Source organism: Paracoccus sp. 22332 (assembly GCF_052045125.1).
Taxonomy (GTDB): Bacteria; Pseudomonadota; Alphaproteobacteria; order Rhodobacterales; family Rhodobacteraceae; genus Paracoccus; species Paracoccus haematequi_A.
This window is the reverse complement of record NZ_JBQEOI010000014.1, coordinates 59,089-75,466: the sequence shown is the minus strand read 5'-3', so window position 1 is coordinate 75,466 and position 16,378 is coordinate 59,089. Positions and strand designations below refer to the sequence as shown.

The 16,378-nt window shown below is 65.6% G+C and carries 15 protein-coding genes; 7 read left to right on the top strand and 8 right to left on the bottom strand.

The window, feature by feature from the left end:
- From ACTJI6_RS14565 to ACTJI6_RS14555, 3 genes are all read right to left on the bottom strand, one after another.
- A partial coding sequence (locus tag ACTJI6_RS14565) for a hypothetical protein (RefSeq protein WP_440801706.1) occupies positions 1-2,071 on the bottom strand: 2,071 nt, incomplete at its 3' end.
- On the bottom strand, positions 2,068-2,943 hold the full coding sequence (locus ACTJI6_RS14560; RefSeq protein ID WP_440801703.1) for a hypothetical protein: 876 nt from the start codon (positions 2,941-2,943) through the stop codon (positions 2,068-2,070). The genes ACTJI6_RS14560 and ACTJI6_RS14565, both read right to left, overlap by 4 nt.
- Positions 2,944-2,966: 23 nt before the next feature.
- Positions 2,967-3,227: a spike base protein, RCAP_Rcc01079 family gene (locus ACTJI6_RS14555; protein ID WP_440801701.1), complete on the bottom strand. Its 261-nt coding sequence runs from the start codon at positions 3,225-3,227 to the stop codon at positions 2,967-2,969.
- Positions 3,228-3,648: 421 nt separating this feature from the next.
- Here ACTJI6_RS14555 and ACTJI6_RS14550 point away from each other — a divergent pair, with 421 nt between their 5' ends.
- Positions 3,649-4,638, top strand: a complete 990-nt coding sequence (locus ACTJI6_RS14550) for a polysaccharide pyruvyl transferase family protein (protein WP_440801699.1) — start codon at positions 3,649-3,651, stop codon at positions 4,636-4,638.
- An 18-nt stretch (positions 4,639-4,656) separates the two neighbouring features.
- Here ACTJI6_RS14550 and ACTJI6_RS14545 read toward each other — a convergent pair whose 3' ends face one another.
- Complete coding sequence (locus ACTJI6_RS14545) at positions 4,657-5,610, bottom strand: glycosyltransferase (RefSeq protein WP_440801698.1); 954 nt, start codon at positions 5,608-5,610, stop codon at positions 4,657-4,659.
- Positions 5,611-5,941: 331 nt separating this feature from the next.
- Between ACTJI6_RS14545 and ACTJI6_RS14540 the strand changes: the two genes are divergently transcribed.
- Together ACTJI6_RS14540 and xrtD are read left to right on the top strand one after the other, a co-directional pair.
- Positions 5,942-6,523 carry a VPLPA-CTERM sorting domain-containing protein gene (locus ACTJI6_RS14540; protein ID WP_440801695.1) on the top strand — a complete coding sequence of 194 codons (582 nt, stop codon included), beginning with the start codon at positions 5,942-5,944 and terminating at the stop codon, positions 6,521-6,523.
- Between the two features lie 197 nt (positions 6,524-6,720).
- Positions 6,721-8,322, top strand: coding sequence for a VPLPA-CTERM-specific exosortase XrtD (gene xrtD / locus ACTJI6_RS14535; protein WP_126156290.1), 1,602 nt, complete (start codon positions 6,721-6,723; stop codon positions 8,320-8,322).
- A 4-nt stretch (positions 8,323-8,326) separates the two neighbouring features.
- On the opposite strand, the gene ACTJI6_RS14530 is transcribed toward xrtD, so the two are convergent.
- The 3 genes from ACTJI6_RS14530 to ACTJI6_RS14520 are packed head-to-tail and all read right to left on the bottom strand — an operon-like array spanning position 8,327 to position 12,047.
- Positions 8,327-9,634: a glycosyltransferase family 4 protein gene (locus ACTJI6_RS14530; RefSeq protein ID WP_440801693.1), complete on the bottom strand. Its 1,308-nt coding sequence runs from the start codon at positions 9,632-9,634 to the stop codon at positions 8,327-8,329.
- A complete protein-coding gene (epsE, locus tag ACTJI6_RS14525) occupies positions 9,631-10,839 on the bottom strand; it encodes an exopolysaccharide biosynthesis GT4 family glycosyltransferase EpsE (protein ID WP_440801690.1) in 1,209 nt (402 codons plus the stop codon). Before epsE ends, ACTJI6_RS14530 begins: the two co-directional genes overlap by 4 nt.
- Positions 10,836-12,047 (bottom strand): glycosyltransferase, encoded by a 1,212-nt coding sequence (locus ACTJI6_RS14520; RefSeq protein ID WP_440801688.1) that lies wholly within the window; start codon positions 12,045-12,047, stop codon positions 10,836-10,838. Before ACTJI6_RS14520 ends, epsE begins: the two co-directional genes overlap by 4 nt.
- A gap of 166 nt (positions 12,048-12,213) precedes the next feature.
- Between ACTJI6_RS14520 and ACTJI6_RS14515 the strand changes: the two genes are divergently transcribed.
- Entirely contained in the window at positions 12,214-13,281 is a 1,068-nt protein-coding gene (locus tag ACTJI6_RS14515) for a glycosyltransferase family A protein (protein WP_440801686.1), read from the top strand.
- A gap of 29 nt (positions 13,282-13,310) precedes the next feature.
- Here ACTJI6_RS14515 and ACTJI6_RS14510 read toward each other — a convergent pair whose 3' ends face one another.
- On the bottom strand, positions 13,311-13,487 hold the full coding sequence (locus ACTJI6_RS14510; RefSeq protein ID WP_440801684.1) for a hypothetical protein: 177 nt from the start codon (positions 13,485-13,487) through the stop codon (positions 13,311-13,313).
- A 281-nt stretch (positions 13,488-13,768) separates the two neighbouring features.
- On the opposite strand from ACTJI6_RS14510, the gene rffA reads away from it, so the two are divergent.
- Genes rffA through ACTJI6_RS14495 form a run of 3 tightly spaced genes read left to right on the top strand, consistent with a single transcriptional unit; the run spans position 13,769 to position 16,375 of the window.
- On the top strand, positions 13,769-14,911 hold the full coding sequence (rffA, locus tag ACTJI6_RS14505) for a dTDP-4-amino-4,6-dideoxygalactose transaminase (RefSeq protein ID WP_440801683.1): 1,143 nt from the start codon (positions 13,769-13,771) through the stop codon (positions 14,909-14,911).
- 11 nt (positions 14,912-14,922) lie between these two features.
- The gene (locus tag ACTJI6_RS14500; protein WP_440801680.1) at positions 14,923-15,495 is read left to right on the top strand and encodes an acyltransferase; all 573 of its coding nucleotides are present in this window, start codon (positions 14,923-14,925) and stop codon (positions 15,493-15,495) included.
- Positions 15,485-16,375, top strand: a complete 891-nt coding sequence (locus ACTJI6_RS14495; protein ID WP_440801679.1) for a hypothetical protein — start codon at positions 15,485-15,487, stop codon at positions 16,373-16,375. Before ACTJI6_RS14500 ends, ACTJI6_RS14495 begins: the two co-directional genes overlap by 11 nt.
- Positions 16,376-16,378: the final 3 nt, after the last annotated feature.

Sequence of the window (16,378 nt, the reverse complement as noted above, 5' to 3'; positions counted from 1 at the left end):
CCAGGTCCAGGTCGGCGGCCGCGCCGGTCAGCGCCAGGCGCCCGCTGACCACCTCGGCCGACAGCGGCTGCGCGGCGCCGCCGATCCAGATTTGGCCCGCCAGACGGGTGAGGATCGTGCCCGCATCGGTGATCGTCCCTACATCCAGCCGTCCCGAGGTCATCTCCAGGACGCCCCCGCCCAGGGCCAGGGCCGCGACGCTGGCATTGACCGTCCCGAACCGCACGAAATGGCCGTCCAGGTCGGCGCTGTCAGCGACATGGGTGCCGGGCAGGTCTTTCGACGACCAGTTGCGGCGATTGTCCCAGCGGAAGCCGTCGAAATTCGGGTCGGGATAGAAGACCAGGTCCGCAGGCGCCGTGCGGGCGGGGATCGGAGAGCCGAAGCGGCTCTTGGTCCAGCGGATGTCCTCGCGCACGATGTCGCCGATACTGGGGGCAGCGGCCACATGGGCGACATATTCCGGGATGCTGGCCCACTCCTTGCCCAGCCTCTCACCGGCGCGGCGCCAGATCGTCGTCTTGTCCAGGATCGCGGGGGCCAGCCCGCCCACATTGCGGCTGGCCGCGCCCCATTTCCAGACCTGCGTGTCATCCGTCATCTTGGCGCTGGTGGACACCCCGTCGTTCCAGTTCACGGCCTTGTAGGCCTCGGCCGGATCGTCGGGGTTCTTGCCATGGGCGATGATGTTTCCGCCCATCGAGGACAGCGGGCCGTTCACGTCAAAGCCCCAGTCAAGCGCACCTTCCTCGTAGGCGACACGCTTGTAGCCCGCCGAATAAATCACGTTGTCGATCACGTTGTTGAACTGGCCGACGCCGCCGGTACTGTTGACCGCGGCGCCCAGGTTGTTGTCGACCAGCAGGTTGCCCTCAAGATGCAGGCCGGACCGCATCTGCACCCCGCAGGAAGACGACCGCGACAGCAGGTTGTTGCGGATCGTGATGTCGAAGGTGTCGGCGGCGAAATACAGCGCGTGCGAATATTTGGACATCGGCATCGGCATGGCGGCGCTGCCGTTGTAGTCGTATCCGTCCGCCCATCCGGCATGGTCGATCAGGCAGGAATCGACCAGGATGCCTTCGGTATAGGCGGCATAGATGCCGGGCAGGTGATTGCCGTTGGCGACCCATTTGTTGTCCGCCGACACCTGTTTCGGCGCGTCATACCACGGCGCCAGGAAGGTCGTTTCGCGAAAGGTGACAAGCTGGTTGTTGGATGGGTTGGCGGCCAGGCCGATATCGGCATGATCGAAGGCCACCGAATAGGAATACCAGAACTGCACGTTGTCGCGGGTCGTCTTCACGTCCTGGATCACACAGAACGGCAGCATCAGGAAATTGCTGACCAGCTTGATGACCGGGTCAGCGCCCGTGCCGAAGGCGCCGATCAGCATGGGATGCAACTCGTCCTCGCCGCAGAAGCCGCCCCAATTGTAGTTGCTGTAGTTATAGCCGGTGACGTAATCATAGCCCCGTTCCAGACGCCAATGGTCCGACCGGCTGGGCTTGCCCGTGCCGACCAGATCGGACCGGATAGCACTGAACAGATCAAAATGGATCGCGGTGGCGGCGGTGCCGCCGTATTGCGGCCGGGTCAGCAGCCAGGCGCCGGTGACGGTCGCCTCGGAGACGCCCGCATCGGCCGCGATCTGCGCGCGTGTCAGGGCGGCCGAGGACCGCGACAGATACCATTTCCGGTGGCGCCGACCCGGCTCGCAGACGAACCGCTTGTTGGCGTCCACGGGCAGCCAGTAATGCTCGCCCGAGGGGTGGCCGCGCCGCTGCTGGCGCTTGCCTACCCGAATGACGGCCTTGCGGTCGGTATGCAGCGATGCCGTGATGTCGCCCGCATCCGCGCGATCCGACAGGTCCAGGGTCGTCTTGCCGTCGGACCGGGCCACCGCCGTCCCCGACGAGGGCGAGGACAAGGAGTGGTCATAGACATTGACCCGGCCCGCATGCCCATCCAGCAGCTTGTGGGCGCGCGACCACAGATCGACGGTCTCGGTCTGGCCGTTCGCCTTCAGCGTGACCTTGGTGTCGGGCGCGAAATTGAAATTGATCTTCACGACGTGCCTCCGATGGCGATCTCGTTCGACAGCTGGGGACGCGCGCCGCGGCTGTTGGTTGCTGTTTCCAGAAAGGCGATCTTGCGGCCCGCATCGGCCGCCACGACCTGATAGGTTTCCCCCGTGGCGCCCGGAATGGGACTGCCGCCGCGCTGCCATTGCCCTTGCAGGGTCACGGACCTGCCGTCGGCGTCGCTGACGCAGAGGCCGCGGTAAAGGACGCTCAACTGGCTGCCCGGCTGGGCGGTTCCCTGGATTCTGGCCGGGACCAGCCATACCGGGCCGGTCGCCATCCGGGCCGCGGCGATCGTGTGGCTGCCCGCATAGATCTTGGGTTCGACGATCTCGACCTGGACCGTGCCGTCGGGATCGGCGACCAGGCTCAGCGTGGCATCGCGGGTCACGCTCAGCCCGGTCGCTTCGGGTGCGGCCTTGGCGGGCAGGGTGAAGACCTCGGACAGGCCGCTGGTCTCGGCCCCGTTCTGGCGGACCGTCTCGGCCAGCACGATCTCTTGCGCCGCAGCGGCGGGCACGGGCACGAAGGACAGGCCCGTCGCGTTCTCGACGGCGGCCTTGTCCACCAGCCATTGCCGGGCGATCGTGGTGGTGCCCCTGGAGGCGTCGCAGGCCCAGAGGCCCGGTTCGGCGGTCAGGGTGCCGTTCGCGTCCCGGATCGACGGGGCCGCCAGGCAGACGGGGCCGCGCGCCAGGTCGGCCAGGACCAGCGGATAGGTTCCGGCATGGGCGGAGGGGGCCGGAACGGTGATGGTGATCGAGGTCGCGCTGACCTCCAACTGCTCGTCGTTCGAGGAGACGACGACCGTCAGGCCCTGCGCGGGCTGCGTTTGCAGCGAACGCAGGGGGCGGGCCATGTAGCCCACTCCGATTTGCAGCATCATGCGAGTGCGACGATATCGGTGGCCGAGGTTCCGGCGGCCAGGACGCGGCGCGCGCGGATCGGGAAGGGGGCGCCCGGAACCACATAGACGCGCCCCTTGTCGCCCGCGATCGTGACCAGGCTGACAAAGCCTTCGCCGCCGACGGCGATGGCGCGGGTGGGAAAGGCCAGGTCGGCGGTGTCGCTGGGCGTGATGCCCGCCAGCCGTGCGGCAGGACTTTCAAGGCTGGATGCCTGGTTCTGGAAAAGATCGTTCATGGAAGGCCCCCTGAAGGCCGACCGCCCGAAACACGGGTCGGAACGGCACGGTTGATAATGGCATCGAACAGATTGTTAATGAAAGATTGACAAATTCCTTCCCGACCGAGCGTTGCAGACAGCCTAGCCCGCCGCCAGGGGGCTTCTTCGGACCGAAAGGTTTCCAGAACAGGCCCTTGTCCCTGGGGCCGGGCGCCGCCCTGGCCGCAACACCTGCGGGGCGGCGGAAGGGCCACGGAGGCCGCAGCCCAGAATCGCCCCGGCCCTTAACGTCTTCTTGCGGATCGATCCGTATCATGCGCCTCGGCTTTGCTGCGGCAGCGGGCCTGTCCTTGGGGACAGAAGCCGTGTAACCCCGCTGCACAGGCACAAGGACGCTGGCATGGCTGCCTGAACGCCAGGGCAGCCCGAAGGAAGAGTGATGCGGCTTTATTATTCAGTGTCATCGTCGGGAAATTTCGGCGACGATATGAACGAATGGTTCTGGGACGAGCTGCTGACCGGCTGGCGGGAGGCCGAACCCGAGGTCACCCTGTTCGGGATCGGCACCATCCTGGGCCGGAAGATCCTGGCCGATCACGGCCGTGTCCTGGTCTGCGGAAGCGGCGCGGGCTATGGCGGCATCGACGGAATCGACCCCGGCAGGGTGGATGTGTCCTGGGTGCGCGGCCCCCGGACCGCCGCGATGATCGGGCTGGACCGCGCCCTTGCGATCACCGACCCGGCCTGCATGGTCACGACGATGCCTCGCTTTTCCGGCCTGCCCCAGGGCAGCGGCGGGGCGATCTTCATTCCGCATCGGTCGACCGCGCGGCTGGATCTGGATTGGGGCAGGATCGGCCGCCATGCGGGCTTGCGGGTGGTTCTACCCTCGGGCCAGGCGCAGGAGGTGATTTCCGAAATCGCTGCTGCGGACCTGGTCGTCACGGAATCCATGCATGGGGCGATCCTTGCCGATGCCTTCCGGGTGCCCTGGGTGCCGGTCAGGATCTCGAACGAATTCAACGATTTCAAGTGGCATGACTGGGCCGAGAGCGTCGAGGTCCGGATGCAGGTCCAGGACGCCCTGCGCCTGCCCCGGCATGTCTGGCTGCTTCTGAAGGGCGCCAAGGACAGGATGCGGGCGCTGCGGAAAGGGCAGATTTCCCTTCCGAAGGATGCCGCCGTTTCCCCCGGCCCCGCACAGGCGGCCGCGACGGATCTGGGCGAACAGGGGCGGCGGCGCGTGAAAAGCCTTGCCAGAACCTTCGCCCCGGCGATCGAGGTCGCCCTGGGCCGCGACCTGAAGCGCGTCGCCCGGACGGCCCCCCATCTCAGCCGCGACGGGGTGGTGGCGGACAGGATCGACCGCATCCAGGACAGGCTTGCCCTGGTCCAGCGGCGGATCGACCGGGATCTGGGACGAGCCTGACCGCAGGGACGGGGACGGTCAGGACGGGGGCTGCCAGGCCCCGGCGCGGTCCGCCTCGATCTCGGCCACGGCGCGGGCCTTGCCGGCGATCAGCGCGCGGCGCTGATAGGCGCGGATGAAGCGGCGCAGCTCGGCGTCGCCATGCTGCGTTTCGCGGCGCAGCCAGGCGCCCAGATAGCCCTGGATCGTCGCCAACCCGCCCAGCACATAGGGCGGATGGGCCATCCGATAAAGCCCGGTGGCGATGAAGTACAGTGGATCCGACCCCATGTAATACTGGCCGAAGCCGTGCCGCCTGCGCCCGGTGAAGACGCTTTTCTGCGACGATCCCATGGGGCGCAGGTGTTCGAAGCGCAGGTCGTCGTCGTTCCAGCTGACCGCGATCCAGCCAAGCTGGCGGGCCTTGTGGCAGTCGATGGCGTCCCACATCACCTCGCGCACGAAGCCGCCGATCTGCCGGAAGCATTCGCGGCGATAGAACTTGGTCATGCCGACCGACATCTCGTCGCCGCATTTTTCCGAAATCCAGCGGCCGGCGGCGTTGCGGAACCAGGGCTTGCCCGAACAGGTGCCGATCCGGGGGTTTTCCTCCATCCGCTCCATCAGGATCTCGAAGTATCGCGGCGGCAGGTCCAGATCCAGATCCAGCTTGCACAGATAGGGATAGGCGTCCGCATCCACCTGATCCAGGCCGTAATAGAAGGCCTCGATCACGCCGGGTCCGACGGCGCGGTGGCCGCGGTCGGGCTTGGTGACGACCTGGATATAGGGATAGCGTGCCGCGTATTCGGCCAGGATCGCGGGGGTATCGTCGGTGGATCCGTCGTCGACGATGACCCATTTCGCCGGCGGCACGCTTTGCTGGGTCACGCTGTCCAGCGTGCGCCGCATGTAGTCGGCTTCGTTGCGGCAGGGCGAGACCAGAAGATAGGCGCGAGAATCGCTGGCCCTGTGCGGGATCGAGGAAGACACGGCAAACCTTTCGGCGGGAATCGACGCCTCGACTTCTGCCTTTCCGCACGTCGAATCACAAGCGGATGGGACATGCCTCCGACCAGCCGGAAGTCCTGCGGTCTGGATGGTCAGAACCGACCGCTCGATACGCAGAATTTCGCGTATAAATTGCAGCGACTTCGGGAATACAGCCCGTGGGAAGGCTCTGCCCGGGAATTTTCGGGCAGTAACCATGATAATTGTCAATAAGGCTGTATTAACCCTTTTTAAGTCTTGTTCGGCATGCTGGGGAAATGGTAAAAATTTTAGGCAATGTCGGCCTGTGCCGATAACTAGTGAAAGGTGTACCATGAACGCTTTTAAGACCCTCCTGGCCGGCTTGGTCCTTGCTGCTTCCACCGTCGGCGCCAACGCCGCAACCTATTACGCAGACAAGGTGATCAGCGTGAACCCCGGCAGCTGCACCGGAACCGCGTACGGCTGCTCGCTCAATGACCGCCAGAACGTGAACAACGCCATCGACGCCAGCGAAAGCACGTTCTATGCGCTCGGCTTCGGCGGCGACATCACCGTCGGCTTCCCGATCCCGCTGCTGTCCCAGCAGAACGTCGCGGCTTTCGAGATCACGTTCAACCGTCAGGTTGGCCATGACGAAGCCGCCAAGGTGTTCTCGGTGCTGAACGGCGTCGAAACGCTGCTGGGCACGATCACCAACTTCGAAGGCGAAAACACCGTCGTCGCATCCGGCCCGTTCGAATACATCAAGCTGCTGGACGTGTCGCTGAGCGTGTTCCCCAACACCAGCAGCTATGACGGCTTCGACCTGGGCGCCATCAAGGTGTCGCCGGTTCCGCTGCCGGCCGCCGGTGTCCTGCTGCTGGCAGGCCTGGGTGGTCTGGCCGCCGTGCGCCGCCGCAAGACCGCTGCCTGATCCACAGGCTGCATGAATCGCGAAAGCCCGCCCGTGCAAGGCGGGCTTTTTGCTGCCCGGCCCGCCGATGGCGCGGATCCGCAAAAAATTGACCGACCTGCCCGCATGGACAGCATGAATTCGTCATCGGAATCGGGCATGGTGGCGCTATAACGCCGGCAGGCGCCATTAAGCGGTTCGTAAAGGTATTTCAGGTCATGGCTTCCAGCGAAAATTTCACAGCCGTCCGGGACCGGATGTCGTTCAACGCGGCCGGGATGTTCCTGCTGGCCCTGGCGACGGTCGCCGCGGGCTGGTTCTTCATCGACGGGCTGGATGCGCTGCTGCTGGCCTGGCAGACGCCGGAATACAGCCACGGCCCCCTGATCCCGATCCTGTCGGGGCTGATGTTCCTGCGCGAACTGAAGCAGTATCCCCCCCAGGACGGCCCGGTCCCCGACCGCTGGCCGGGCGTCGCCGTGATCGCCCTGGCCTTTTTCTTCGGCGCCCTTGGCAAGCTGGCGCAGGTGGACGACATCGTCGCCTATGCCACGATCATCTGGGTGGGCGGCATCATCCTGGTGACGATGGGATGGTCGCGGGGCTGGCATTTCTGGCCCTCGGTCCTGCATCTGGTCTATATGCTGCCGCTGCCCGCGACGCTGTATTACAAGGTGTCGATCTGGTTGCAGATGGTGTCGTCGGAAATCGGCGTCGGCATCCTGAAGCTTTTGTCGGTGCCGGTCTTCCTGGAGGGCAACATCATCGACCTGGGCGTGATGCGCCTGCACGTGGCCGAGGCCTGTTCGGGCCTGCGCTACCTGTTCCCGATCATGTCGTTTTCCTACATCTTCGCGGTGCTGTATCGCGGCCCGAAATGGCACAAGGCGGTGCTGCTGCTGGCCGCGGTGCCGATCACCGTCTTCATGAACTCGGTCCGCATCGCCATGGCCGGGATCATCGCGAACTCTTACGGCGTCGAATGGCTGGAAGGCTTCACCCATTTCTTCGAGGGCTGGGTGATCTTCATCATCTGCATCGTGCTGCTGTTCGCCCTGGCGCGGCTGATGCTGCTGTTCCATCCCGGCCGCCCGACGCTGGCCGATGCGCTTGACCTGGAAACCTCGGGGCTGCTGGCGCAGGCGGGACGGATCCGGCAGATCCGGCCCTCGGCCGCAATGGCGGCTGCGGCGGTGCTGGGACTGGCGGCGCTTGGCGCCTGGCAGCTGGTGCCGCAGGATCGCGGCCATCAGGTCACCCGCAGCGCCTTCGCGATGTTCCCCACCCGCCTGGGCGACTGGCAGCAGCGCGGTCCCGAACAGCGGCTGGAGCCCGATATCGCCAAGGCGCTTGGCGCGGACGATTACCGGCAGGTAACGATGGCGCGCGACGCGGCGACCCCCACGGTCGGGCTGTTCATGGCCTTCTATCACGACCAGTCCAAGGGCGGCGTCCATTCGCCCGAGATCTGCCTGCCCTCGTCGGGCTGGGAAATCGCCAAGCTGGAACGGGTGGACATCGCCCCGCGCCTGGGCGTGGACAGCCAGTTCATGCTGAACCGGGCGATCATCCAGAAGGGTGAATCGCGGATGATGGTCTATTACTGGTTCCAGCAGGGCGAACGCCGCGTGGCCTGGGATGTCGCGGCCAAGTTCTATCTGCTGGCCGACGGCATCCGCACCGGCCAGACCGACGGCGGCATCGTGCGCCTGACCACCCCCATGGGCGCCCAGGAATCCGAGGAATCGGCCGAAGCCCGGCTGCTGGAAATGACCCGAGAGGTCATCGCGCCGCTTCCGAAGTTCATGCCCGAGGAATGATCCGTCAGGAAACCGGGACCGGGGCCGCCCCCGGCTTGCCCGCCAGGATCCATGCGTAGACGCGGGCGATCTGGCGGGCCTTGGCGTCCCAGGTGAAATCCCGCAGCGCCCGGCTTCGCGCCGCCTGCGCCAGGCCCGGCAGGACCGAGGGATCGGCCAGCACCCCTTCCAGGGCGGCGCGCAGCCCGGCGACGATCCCGTCGCGCGGCCCGATGGGGATCTTGAAGCCGGTGGCCTCGGTCACCAACTCTCCCGGCCCGGCATAATCGACCACCATCGGCACCACGCCCAGGGCCATCGCCTCCAGCACGACGCCGCCGCCGAATTCGCGGATCGACGGGAAGGTCAGCAGGTTCGCCCGCGCCGCCACATCCTGCACCGCCTGGTGCGGCAGGTTGCCGTGGAAGGTCACGGCGTCCTCGATGCCCAGATGCCGGGCCTGGGCCTGCAAGCCGGCCCTCATCGGCCCGTCGCCGATCACGTCCAGCACCAGCCGCCCGGCCTGCGCCAGGGGGGCGATGGCGTCCAGAACCATGTCCGGCCCCTTATAAGGGACCAGCCGGCCGATGAAGCAGGCGCGCAACGGGCCGGACAGATCCTGCGGGGCCAGCTTGCTGAAGCGGGCCGGGTCGATGGCGTTTTCGGGCAGCCAGATCGTCTTGTCGCGATGGCGGGCGGGGATTTCGGATTCGGTATGGCGCGACCCGGCCAGAATCGCCGCCGCCGCCGCCAGACTGCGCCCGCGCAGCGGGTTCAGCTTGTAGGCGCCGCGCAGATAGGACAGCCATTCGCGTTCCCGCCGCCGTTCGGCGTCGAACCCCCTGGGCCAGGGCACCCCGCCGTTCAGCGGGCCCAGCACGAAGGGCACCCCGGCGGCGGCGACCTTGGCGGCGATGGGCGAGGCGACGGTCGGCGACAGGGGCGTCACCCGATGCACCAGGTCGTATTCACCCCCCCGGATACGGTCCCCGAAACGCTGCCAGACCAGGCGTTCGAAATAGGGATAGGACAGCGCGTTGATGGCCGTGGTCATGGTCCATCCCTTGCCCTTGCCCATTCGCAGGACTTCGGCGAGCCGGTGCAGGGGTTTGGCGATCGCCTCGCTGTCGATGGCGGTGAAATCCCGGCCCTCGGCCAGGCCGGCGCGCAGGATCGCCTCGCGGTTGCGGATCTGGGTGACGATATGGACATCGGCCACCTGCCGCAGGGCATTGGCCAGCGACCAGCCGACCAGCGGGACCGAGACCCATTCGGGATTGGCCGCCTCGGCGATGACCAGGACGCGGGGGCGGGATGGGGGCTGGGCGGTCATGCCCGGTCCCCAGCCAAGGCCGCGGCCAGCGCGTCGGCGCTGCGCCGGGCGCTGAAATCCGCCACGATCCGCTGGCGGGCGGCCTTGCCCAGCGTCCGGCGCAGGGTCGGATCATCCATCAGTCTCTCCATCGCATCGGCAAGGGCCTGGGGGTTCTCGGGCGGCACCAGCAGCCCGTCCCGATCCCCGGCGATCAGTTCCCGGACCCCACCCGCATCGGTGCCGATCACCGGCAATTCGCAGGCCATCGCCTCCATATAGGCGACGCCCAGGGGTTCGTGGCGGCTGGCCAGCACGAAGCCGTCGGCGGATTGCAATTCGGACCGTACCGCCTCCTGCGTGACCGATCCCAGCAATTCGACCGTGTCGCCCAGTCCCGCCGCCGCGATCATCGCGTCCAGGTCGCGGTGATAGCCGCTGCCGCCTTGCTCATCCTCTCCGGCGATGCGGATGCGGAAGGACCGGCCGGGATGGCGGGCGCGCAGCAGGGACGCCGCCTCGACCAGGGTGTCATGGCCCTTAACCCGGTTCAGGCGCGCGCAGCAGAACCAGGTGAAGGGATCGGGGCTGTCCGGGCGCGGGACTGCGGGCGGGCTGAACTGGTCGGTGTTCACCCCCATCGGCACCACCCGCACCTTGTCCATCATCGCGGGCATCACCTGCGCCACCTCGGCCCGCAGGGTTTCGGTGATGACGAAGACGAAGGCCGCGTCCTTCCATTTGAACGGCTGGTCCGGCCCGTAATCCGACAGCGGCCCGTGCAGCACCAGGCTGTAGGGGATGCCAGAGATCCGGTGGCACAGCGCGGCGATCAGGGCGAAATTCGCGCAGGAATGCACATGCAGATGCGAAAGCCCCCGCGCCCGGCAGATTCGCGCCAGGCGCAGGGCCATCAGCACGAAGGCCCAGGCCTTGGGCTGGCGCAGGATCCGGCGGATGTCGGGATCCGCCGCAAGGCGCGGCAGGGCCCGGGCCAGATCCGGCAGCAGCCGGGCCAGTTCCGCCTTGGGAACCGGATAAAGCTGGATCGCCCCCGCCTGTTCCACCCAGTCGTGCCAGACGGGCTTGGGCGCCAGACGGGTCGAAACGATCTGCGCGCCGATCCCGTGAAAGGCGTCCAGGGCCTCGATTTCGCGCCAGAAGAAGGAATGGGTCTGGCCCGGAAATTCCGGGATCAGGACGGCGATCTTGCGGGGAGCGGTCATGCGGAGCTTCCTTCCCGGAACAGCGCGGCCAGCTTTCCGGCCTGATGCGCGATGTCGAATTCGGCCAAGACACGTTGCCGCCCGGCCGCACCCATGTCCGCCGCGCGGGCGGGATCGGCCAGGATGGCGCAGACCGCCGCCGCGAAGGCTGCCGCGTCGCCCGGCGGCACGATCCGGCCCGAGATGCCGTCCTCGACCAGTTCGGGGATCCCGGCGATGCGGGTCGCGACCACCGGGCGGCGCGCGGCCATCGCCTCCATCAGCACGACCGGCACGCCTTCGGCGAAGGAGGGCAGCACGAAGACCGCCGACCGGGCCAGTGCATCGGCCACCTCGTCCTGGCTTTGATAGCCGGTGAAGCGCACCGCATGGGCCAGGCCCAGCTGCCGCACCCGGTTCTCCAGCAGGGTGCGGTCCGGCCCGTCCCCGATCAGCGTCAGATGCGCCTGCGGATGGGCCGCCAGGATCGACGCCATCGCCTCGATCAGGATCGGCACGCCCTTGGCCGCGGCCAGCCGCCCGACGAACAGCAGCCCCTGCCCTTCCGCAGGGGGCGCGTCATAGCGGGCGGGTTCGACCCCGCAATGGACGATGTGCAGTTTCGGCCAGTCCCGGACCGGGCTGGCCAGCATCGCCTGCGACCGGCAGTAATGCGAGATGCAGGCGACAAAGACCGCATCGGCGATCTTGGCATCCAGCCGCCACCGCGCCGGATCGGTGAAATCGGCAGGCCCGTGCAGGGTGAAGCTGAAGGGGATGCCCGCCAGCCGCGCCGCCAGCAGAGCTACGGTGCCGCTGGCCTGGGCGAAATGGTTGTGCAGATGGGTGACGCCCTGGGCCTTGAGATGCTGCGCCAGGACGGTGGCTTCCAGGAAATAGAACAGCTGGTACAGCGCCGCCCGCAGGCCCGGCCCGCGCATGCCCCATGCCTTGCGCAGGGTCCGCCCGTAAAGGCCGGGCCTTTTCAGCGCCGCGACCTGGGCGCCGATCAGGCGGCGCGGGTTCTTCGCCGCCTCCAGGATGTTGAAGGTCGCCTGCGCCTCGGCCCGTTCGGCCGGGCCGCGATGATGGGCGGGTCCGGTGCGGCGGACCGAACAGGTCAGAATATCAAGCCCTTGCGCCCGAAGCGCCGCCACCTCTCGCAGGATGAAGGTATGCGAGACGGCGGGATATTCGCCGGCCAGATAGGCGATGCGGGGGCAGGGCATGGGCAGGGGCAACTCTTGAAAACCGTTCGGCGGCATCTAAGCGGAAAATGCGCGGCAAGGCCATGGCTGCCGGGGAAGGTTTGTTAAGGCATTTCTCCGAGACCGCTAGTGGAAAAAGATCCGGCAGGCCATAATGCGCGGCACCTTCGTATAAAGTACCGCTTCCATGCTGACCTGGTCCCTTGTGATCCCCACCTGCAACCGCCGAGACATGCTGTTGCGGGCGCTGCCCCTGGCCTTGGGCCAGACCGTTCCTCCAATCCAGGTGGTGATCGTGGATTCGTCGCATGACTGGGTAGTGACGCGGCAGGCGGTGCAGGATCTGGCGGCCGATCATCCGACGATAAGGCTGGATTATCTTCGGTCGGAAACGCCGTCCTCGGCCACGCAGCGCAACCAGGGGGTCGAGGCGGCTCTCGGCGATATCGTCGTGATGATCGACGACGACAGCTTCCTTTACCCCGATTATGTCGAACGGATCCTGGCGGTCTATGCCGCCGACAGCCGAGGCGTGCTGGCGGGGGTCAATGGCATGAACGTTCCCGCCATGCCCGATGCCCGGGTCGCGACGGGACTGGCGCGCAAGGCCGAAAGCCAGGAAAAGGTCGCGGGCCTGCGCGACCGGGTGATGCGATACCGCCTGGGCCGCTGGATCAGCAGCCGGATCCTGTTCCAGGACATGCACGCGCTGTTCCTGAAATACGAAGGCGAACGGGCCCTTTCGGTCCCTGCGGATTTCGCGCATCTGGATGTCACTCCGATGACCTTCATGTCGGGCCACGGTCTCAGCGTGCGGCGCGCCGTCGCCTTGGCCGAACCCCTGGACTGGTCGCTGCGCTATTACGCGGCATTGGAGGATCTGGACGCGTCCTATCGCTATGGCAGACACGGCATCCTGTTGCGCGCCAACGACGCCCTGCTGCACCACTTCGAGGTGGCGGGCAGTCGCGTGAAGCGCCGGACCGTCACGACCTTCCAGTTGCTGAACATGCTGGTCTTCATCAAGCGCAACGCGGATCGGCCCGGCGCCTGGTTGGGATCCTATCGCCGGATGCTGTGGCGCCGCCTTCTGGGCGAGGCGATCAAGGACGCCCTGTCACGCCGCTGGAATTTTCCGCAGGCGCGCGGCGTGCTGACCGCTATGCGCAACTGGCGCAGGGTCTGGAAAACCCCCGTCGAGGAACTGGACGGATGGTATCCCGGCCAGCAGCGCGCGATCCTGGACCGGATCTGACCTCAGCCCGCGGGACCAGCCTGCCGCCCTTATTGCGAACCTGTCATGCGTTTTTGAAACTGGTCCTCGGTCAGGCGCTCGATCCCGAACCGGTCCAAAGCTTCGAGGACGATCTCGGACGGGGTCTTGCCCGCTTCGCTGGCGGCAATGTCCAGGCCGCGACGAACATCGTCGGGCAGATCGATGGGGGGTGATGCGCTTTGCATGGGCAGGATCCTTCCGGGTTCTGCTATCGAACAGAGCTTGGAGCAACAGAGTTCCGCCCGATGGGCGCGTCCGGTCGCCGCGCGTCAGGAGGCAGGACAACAAGCTTTTTCATGCTGCAAGCGGTTCGTGGCTGGCGCTCTGCAACAGGGAACGGATACTGTGGAAGTCTCGGCTCGAAGTTCCGCGACGAGCTGCTGAACGGCACCATATCTACCCGCTTGCCGAACCGCCGGATGGATTTTAAGGACTTGAGCTGCCCTAGGAGGTAAGTGGGATTAGTATGATAAACCGTATTCCTTTCAACAAGCCTTCGGTGGTTGGACGCGAGTTTTCGTTTCTTGAGGAAGCTCTCGAACGGGGCCAGTTGTCCGGAGACGGCCACTTCACCAAGCGTTGTAACGAACGCATCGCCGAACTGGCTGGTTCACCCGCTGCGCTGCTGACCCACTCTTGTACCGCCGCACTCGAGATGGCGGCCATCCTGTGCGACCTGAAGCCAGGGGATGAGGTCATCATGCCCTCGTTCACCTTTGTCTCCACGGCGAATGCCGTTGCCTTGCGTGGCGCCACGCCGGTATTCGTGGATATCGATCGGCGCAGCCTGAATATCGACCCCGACAAGATCGAGACCGCAATCACGCCGCAGACCCGTGCGATCTTCGCCGTCCATTATGCCGGCTTCCCGGCCGAGATGGACCGCCTGAACCAGATCGCACAGGCCCACGGCCTGATGGTAGTCGAGGACGCGGCCCAGGCGCTCGGCTCGACCTACAAGGGACGGCCGGCCGGCAGCCTGGGAGACATCGCCGCCTTCAGCTTTCACGAGACCAAGAACATCATCAGCGGCGAAGGCGGCGCCATCACGGTGAACCGGCGGGATCTTGTCGAACGGGCCGAGATCATCAGGGAGAAGGGCACGAACAGGTCGCGCTTCCTGAGAGGTCAGGTGGACAAGTATACCTGGGTCGATATCGGCTCGTCCTTTCTTCCCGGCGAACTGGTCGCAGCCTTCCTGTTCGCCCAGCTTGAACAGGAAGAAACGATCCGCCGGACCCGCCTTGGCCTTTTCGACCGTTACCGGAACGCTTTCGCCGATCTGGCGCAGCAGGAGCGGGTCGTCCTGCCCTGGCACCCTGACGACGTGACCGGCAACGGCCACATGTTCTATCTTCTGATGCGGGATATCGACGATCGCGATGCGCTGATCGGGCATCTGCGCGAGGCCGGGATCATTGCCCCGTTCCATTATGTCCCCCTGCACAGCGCGCCGGGCGGACGCCGGTTCGGACGCGCCGAGGGCGAGCTGCCGGTGACCGACGACACCTATTCCCGCCTGGTCCGCCTGCCCCTGTATTTCACGCTGGGCGACGAGATCGACCGCGTGATCGATGTCACGCGAAGCTGGCTGAGCGTGAATGCCTGAGGTCTGAGGAAATGGCTTACCTTTCGGAAGATGCGCTGCGCGCGATGGGCTTCGCCGAGCTTGGCGTGAACGTGAAGATCAGCGACAAGGCGGCCATCTATGGGGCCGAGCAGATGCGGATCGGCGACAACAGCCGCATCGACGATTTCTGTGTGGTGTCGGGGACGGTGGAACTGGGAAGAAATGTTCACCTGGCTCCATTCTGTCTGGTCGCCGGCGGAAAGCCGGGAATAGTTTTCGGAGATTTTTCAGGATTTGCCTATGGCGTAAAGGCATTCTCGCAGTCCGACGATTACAGTGGGCAGACCATGACCAATCCGACAGTTCCCGCGCAATGGAAGTCCGAGAAATTCGCCAAGGTCGAAATCGGTCGCCATGCAATCGTGGGAGCAGGAAGCATAATCTGTCCCGGTGTGACCTTGGCAGAGGGAACTGCCATAGGCGCCCTGTCGCTTGTCCTGCAATCGACAGAGGCATGGTCGATCTGTGTAGGAAACCCGGCCCGAAAGCTCCGCGACCGCAAGCGCGACTTGCTGGAGTTGGAACGGGAATATCTGGCCAGGGAAAATCAGCTTGGCCGATAAACGGAATTATATCATCTACACGTTTTCCTGGGACGAAAACATCGGCGGCGTGATCTTCATGCACAATCTGGTGCATGAACTGAACCGGCTGGAGGAACGCGCCTTTCTGTGGAAGGGAGCGCCGATCTATAACCGTGGCCGCCGCCAACGCCTGCGCAACTGGTTGCGGCCGCAGCCAATGCTCACCAACCCGCTGCTGGACACACCCATTGCGCATCGGCGGGATCTGTCCGCGGACTCGATCGTGATCTATCCCGAGCTTGTACAGGGCAATCCGCTGAAGGCGCGGAACGTCGTGCGATGGCTTCTTTACAAGCCCGATCTTTTGCATCCTTCCAGCTTCGGCCCTGACGAAATGTTCTTCCGCGCCGGAGCCATGTCGGATGTGCCGGACATAACCGGCGGTGCGCCGGATCTTCATTTGTGGAAGATCAATCCGGCTTACCGCAACGAGAACCGCCCCGACCGCAAGGGCGTCTGCTACATGGTGCGGAAGGGAAAGGACAAGCCACGCATCCCGGAAACGGAAGCGCCTGATGCAATCCGGATCGACGGCCTGTCCCATGCCGAGATCAACGACATCTTCAATCGCTGCGATACCTTCTATTCCTATGACGAAGCGACGATGTATTCGCAGTTCGCCGCGATCTGCGGCTGCACCAGCGTGGTCGTGCCGGGCATGTTCGCTTCCAGGGAGGAATGGGCGGGACAGCATCCGAACGGAAGGCTTGGCATTGCCTATGGGACCGATCCCGCCGAACTCGACCATGCCCGCGCCACCCGCCATCTGCTTCTGCAGGACCTGCAGCGGAAAGAAGAGGAAAGCCTCGAGACCGTCCGCAATTTCGTGACCCTGACCCGCCGACGCTTCTGGGCATAGGGC

Coding starts and splice junctions, on each gene's coding strand:
- ACTJI6_RS14510 (WP_440801684.1), bottom strand. CDS start 13,487: ATGCAAAGCGCATCACCCCCCATCGATCTGCCCGACGATGTTCGTCGC.
- ACTJI6_RS14530 (WP_440801693.1), bottom strand. CDS start 9,634: ATGACCGCCCAGCCCCCATCCCGCCCCCGCGTCCTGGTCATCGCCGAG.
- ACTJI6_RS14500 (WP_440801680.1), top strand. CDS start 14,923: ATGGCTTACCTTTCGGAAGATGCGCTGCGCGCGATGGGCTTCGCCGAG.
- ACTJI6_RS14550 (WP_440801699.1), top strand. CDS start 3,649: ATGCGGCTTTATTATTCAGTGTCATCGTCGGGAAATTTCGGCGACGAT.
- ACTJI6_RS14520 (WP_440801688.1), bottom strand. CDS start 12,047: ATGCCCTGCCCCCGCATCGCCTATCTGGCCGGCGAATATCCCGCCGTC.
- rffA (WP_440801683.1), top strand. CDS start 13,769: ATGATAAACCGTATTCCTTTCAACAAGCCTTCGGTGGTTGGACGCGAG.
- epsE (WP_440801690.1), bottom strand. CDS start 10,839: ATGACCGCTCCCCGCAAGATCGCCGTCCTGATCCCGGAATTTCCGGGC.
- xrtD (WP_126156290.1), top strand. CDS start 6,721: ATGGCTTCCAGCGAAAATTTCACAGCCGTCCGGGACCGGATGTCGTTC.
- ACTJI6_RS14515 (WP_440801686.1), top strand. CDS start 12,214: ATGCTGACCTGGTCCCTTGTGATCCCCACCTGCAACCGCCGAGACATG.
- ACTJI6_RS14560 (WP_440801703.1), bottom strand. CDS start 2,943: ATGGCCCGCCCCCTGCGTTCGCTGCAAACGCAGCCCGCGCAGGGCCTG.
- ACTJI6_RS14555 (WP_440801701.1), bottom strand. CDS start 3,227: ATGAACGATCTTTTCCAGAACCAGGCATCCAGCCTTGAAAGTCCTGCC.
- ACTJI6_RS14540 (WP_440801695.1), top strand. CDS start 5,942: ATGAACGCTTTTAAGACCCTCCTGGCCGGCTTGGTCCTTGCTGCTTCC.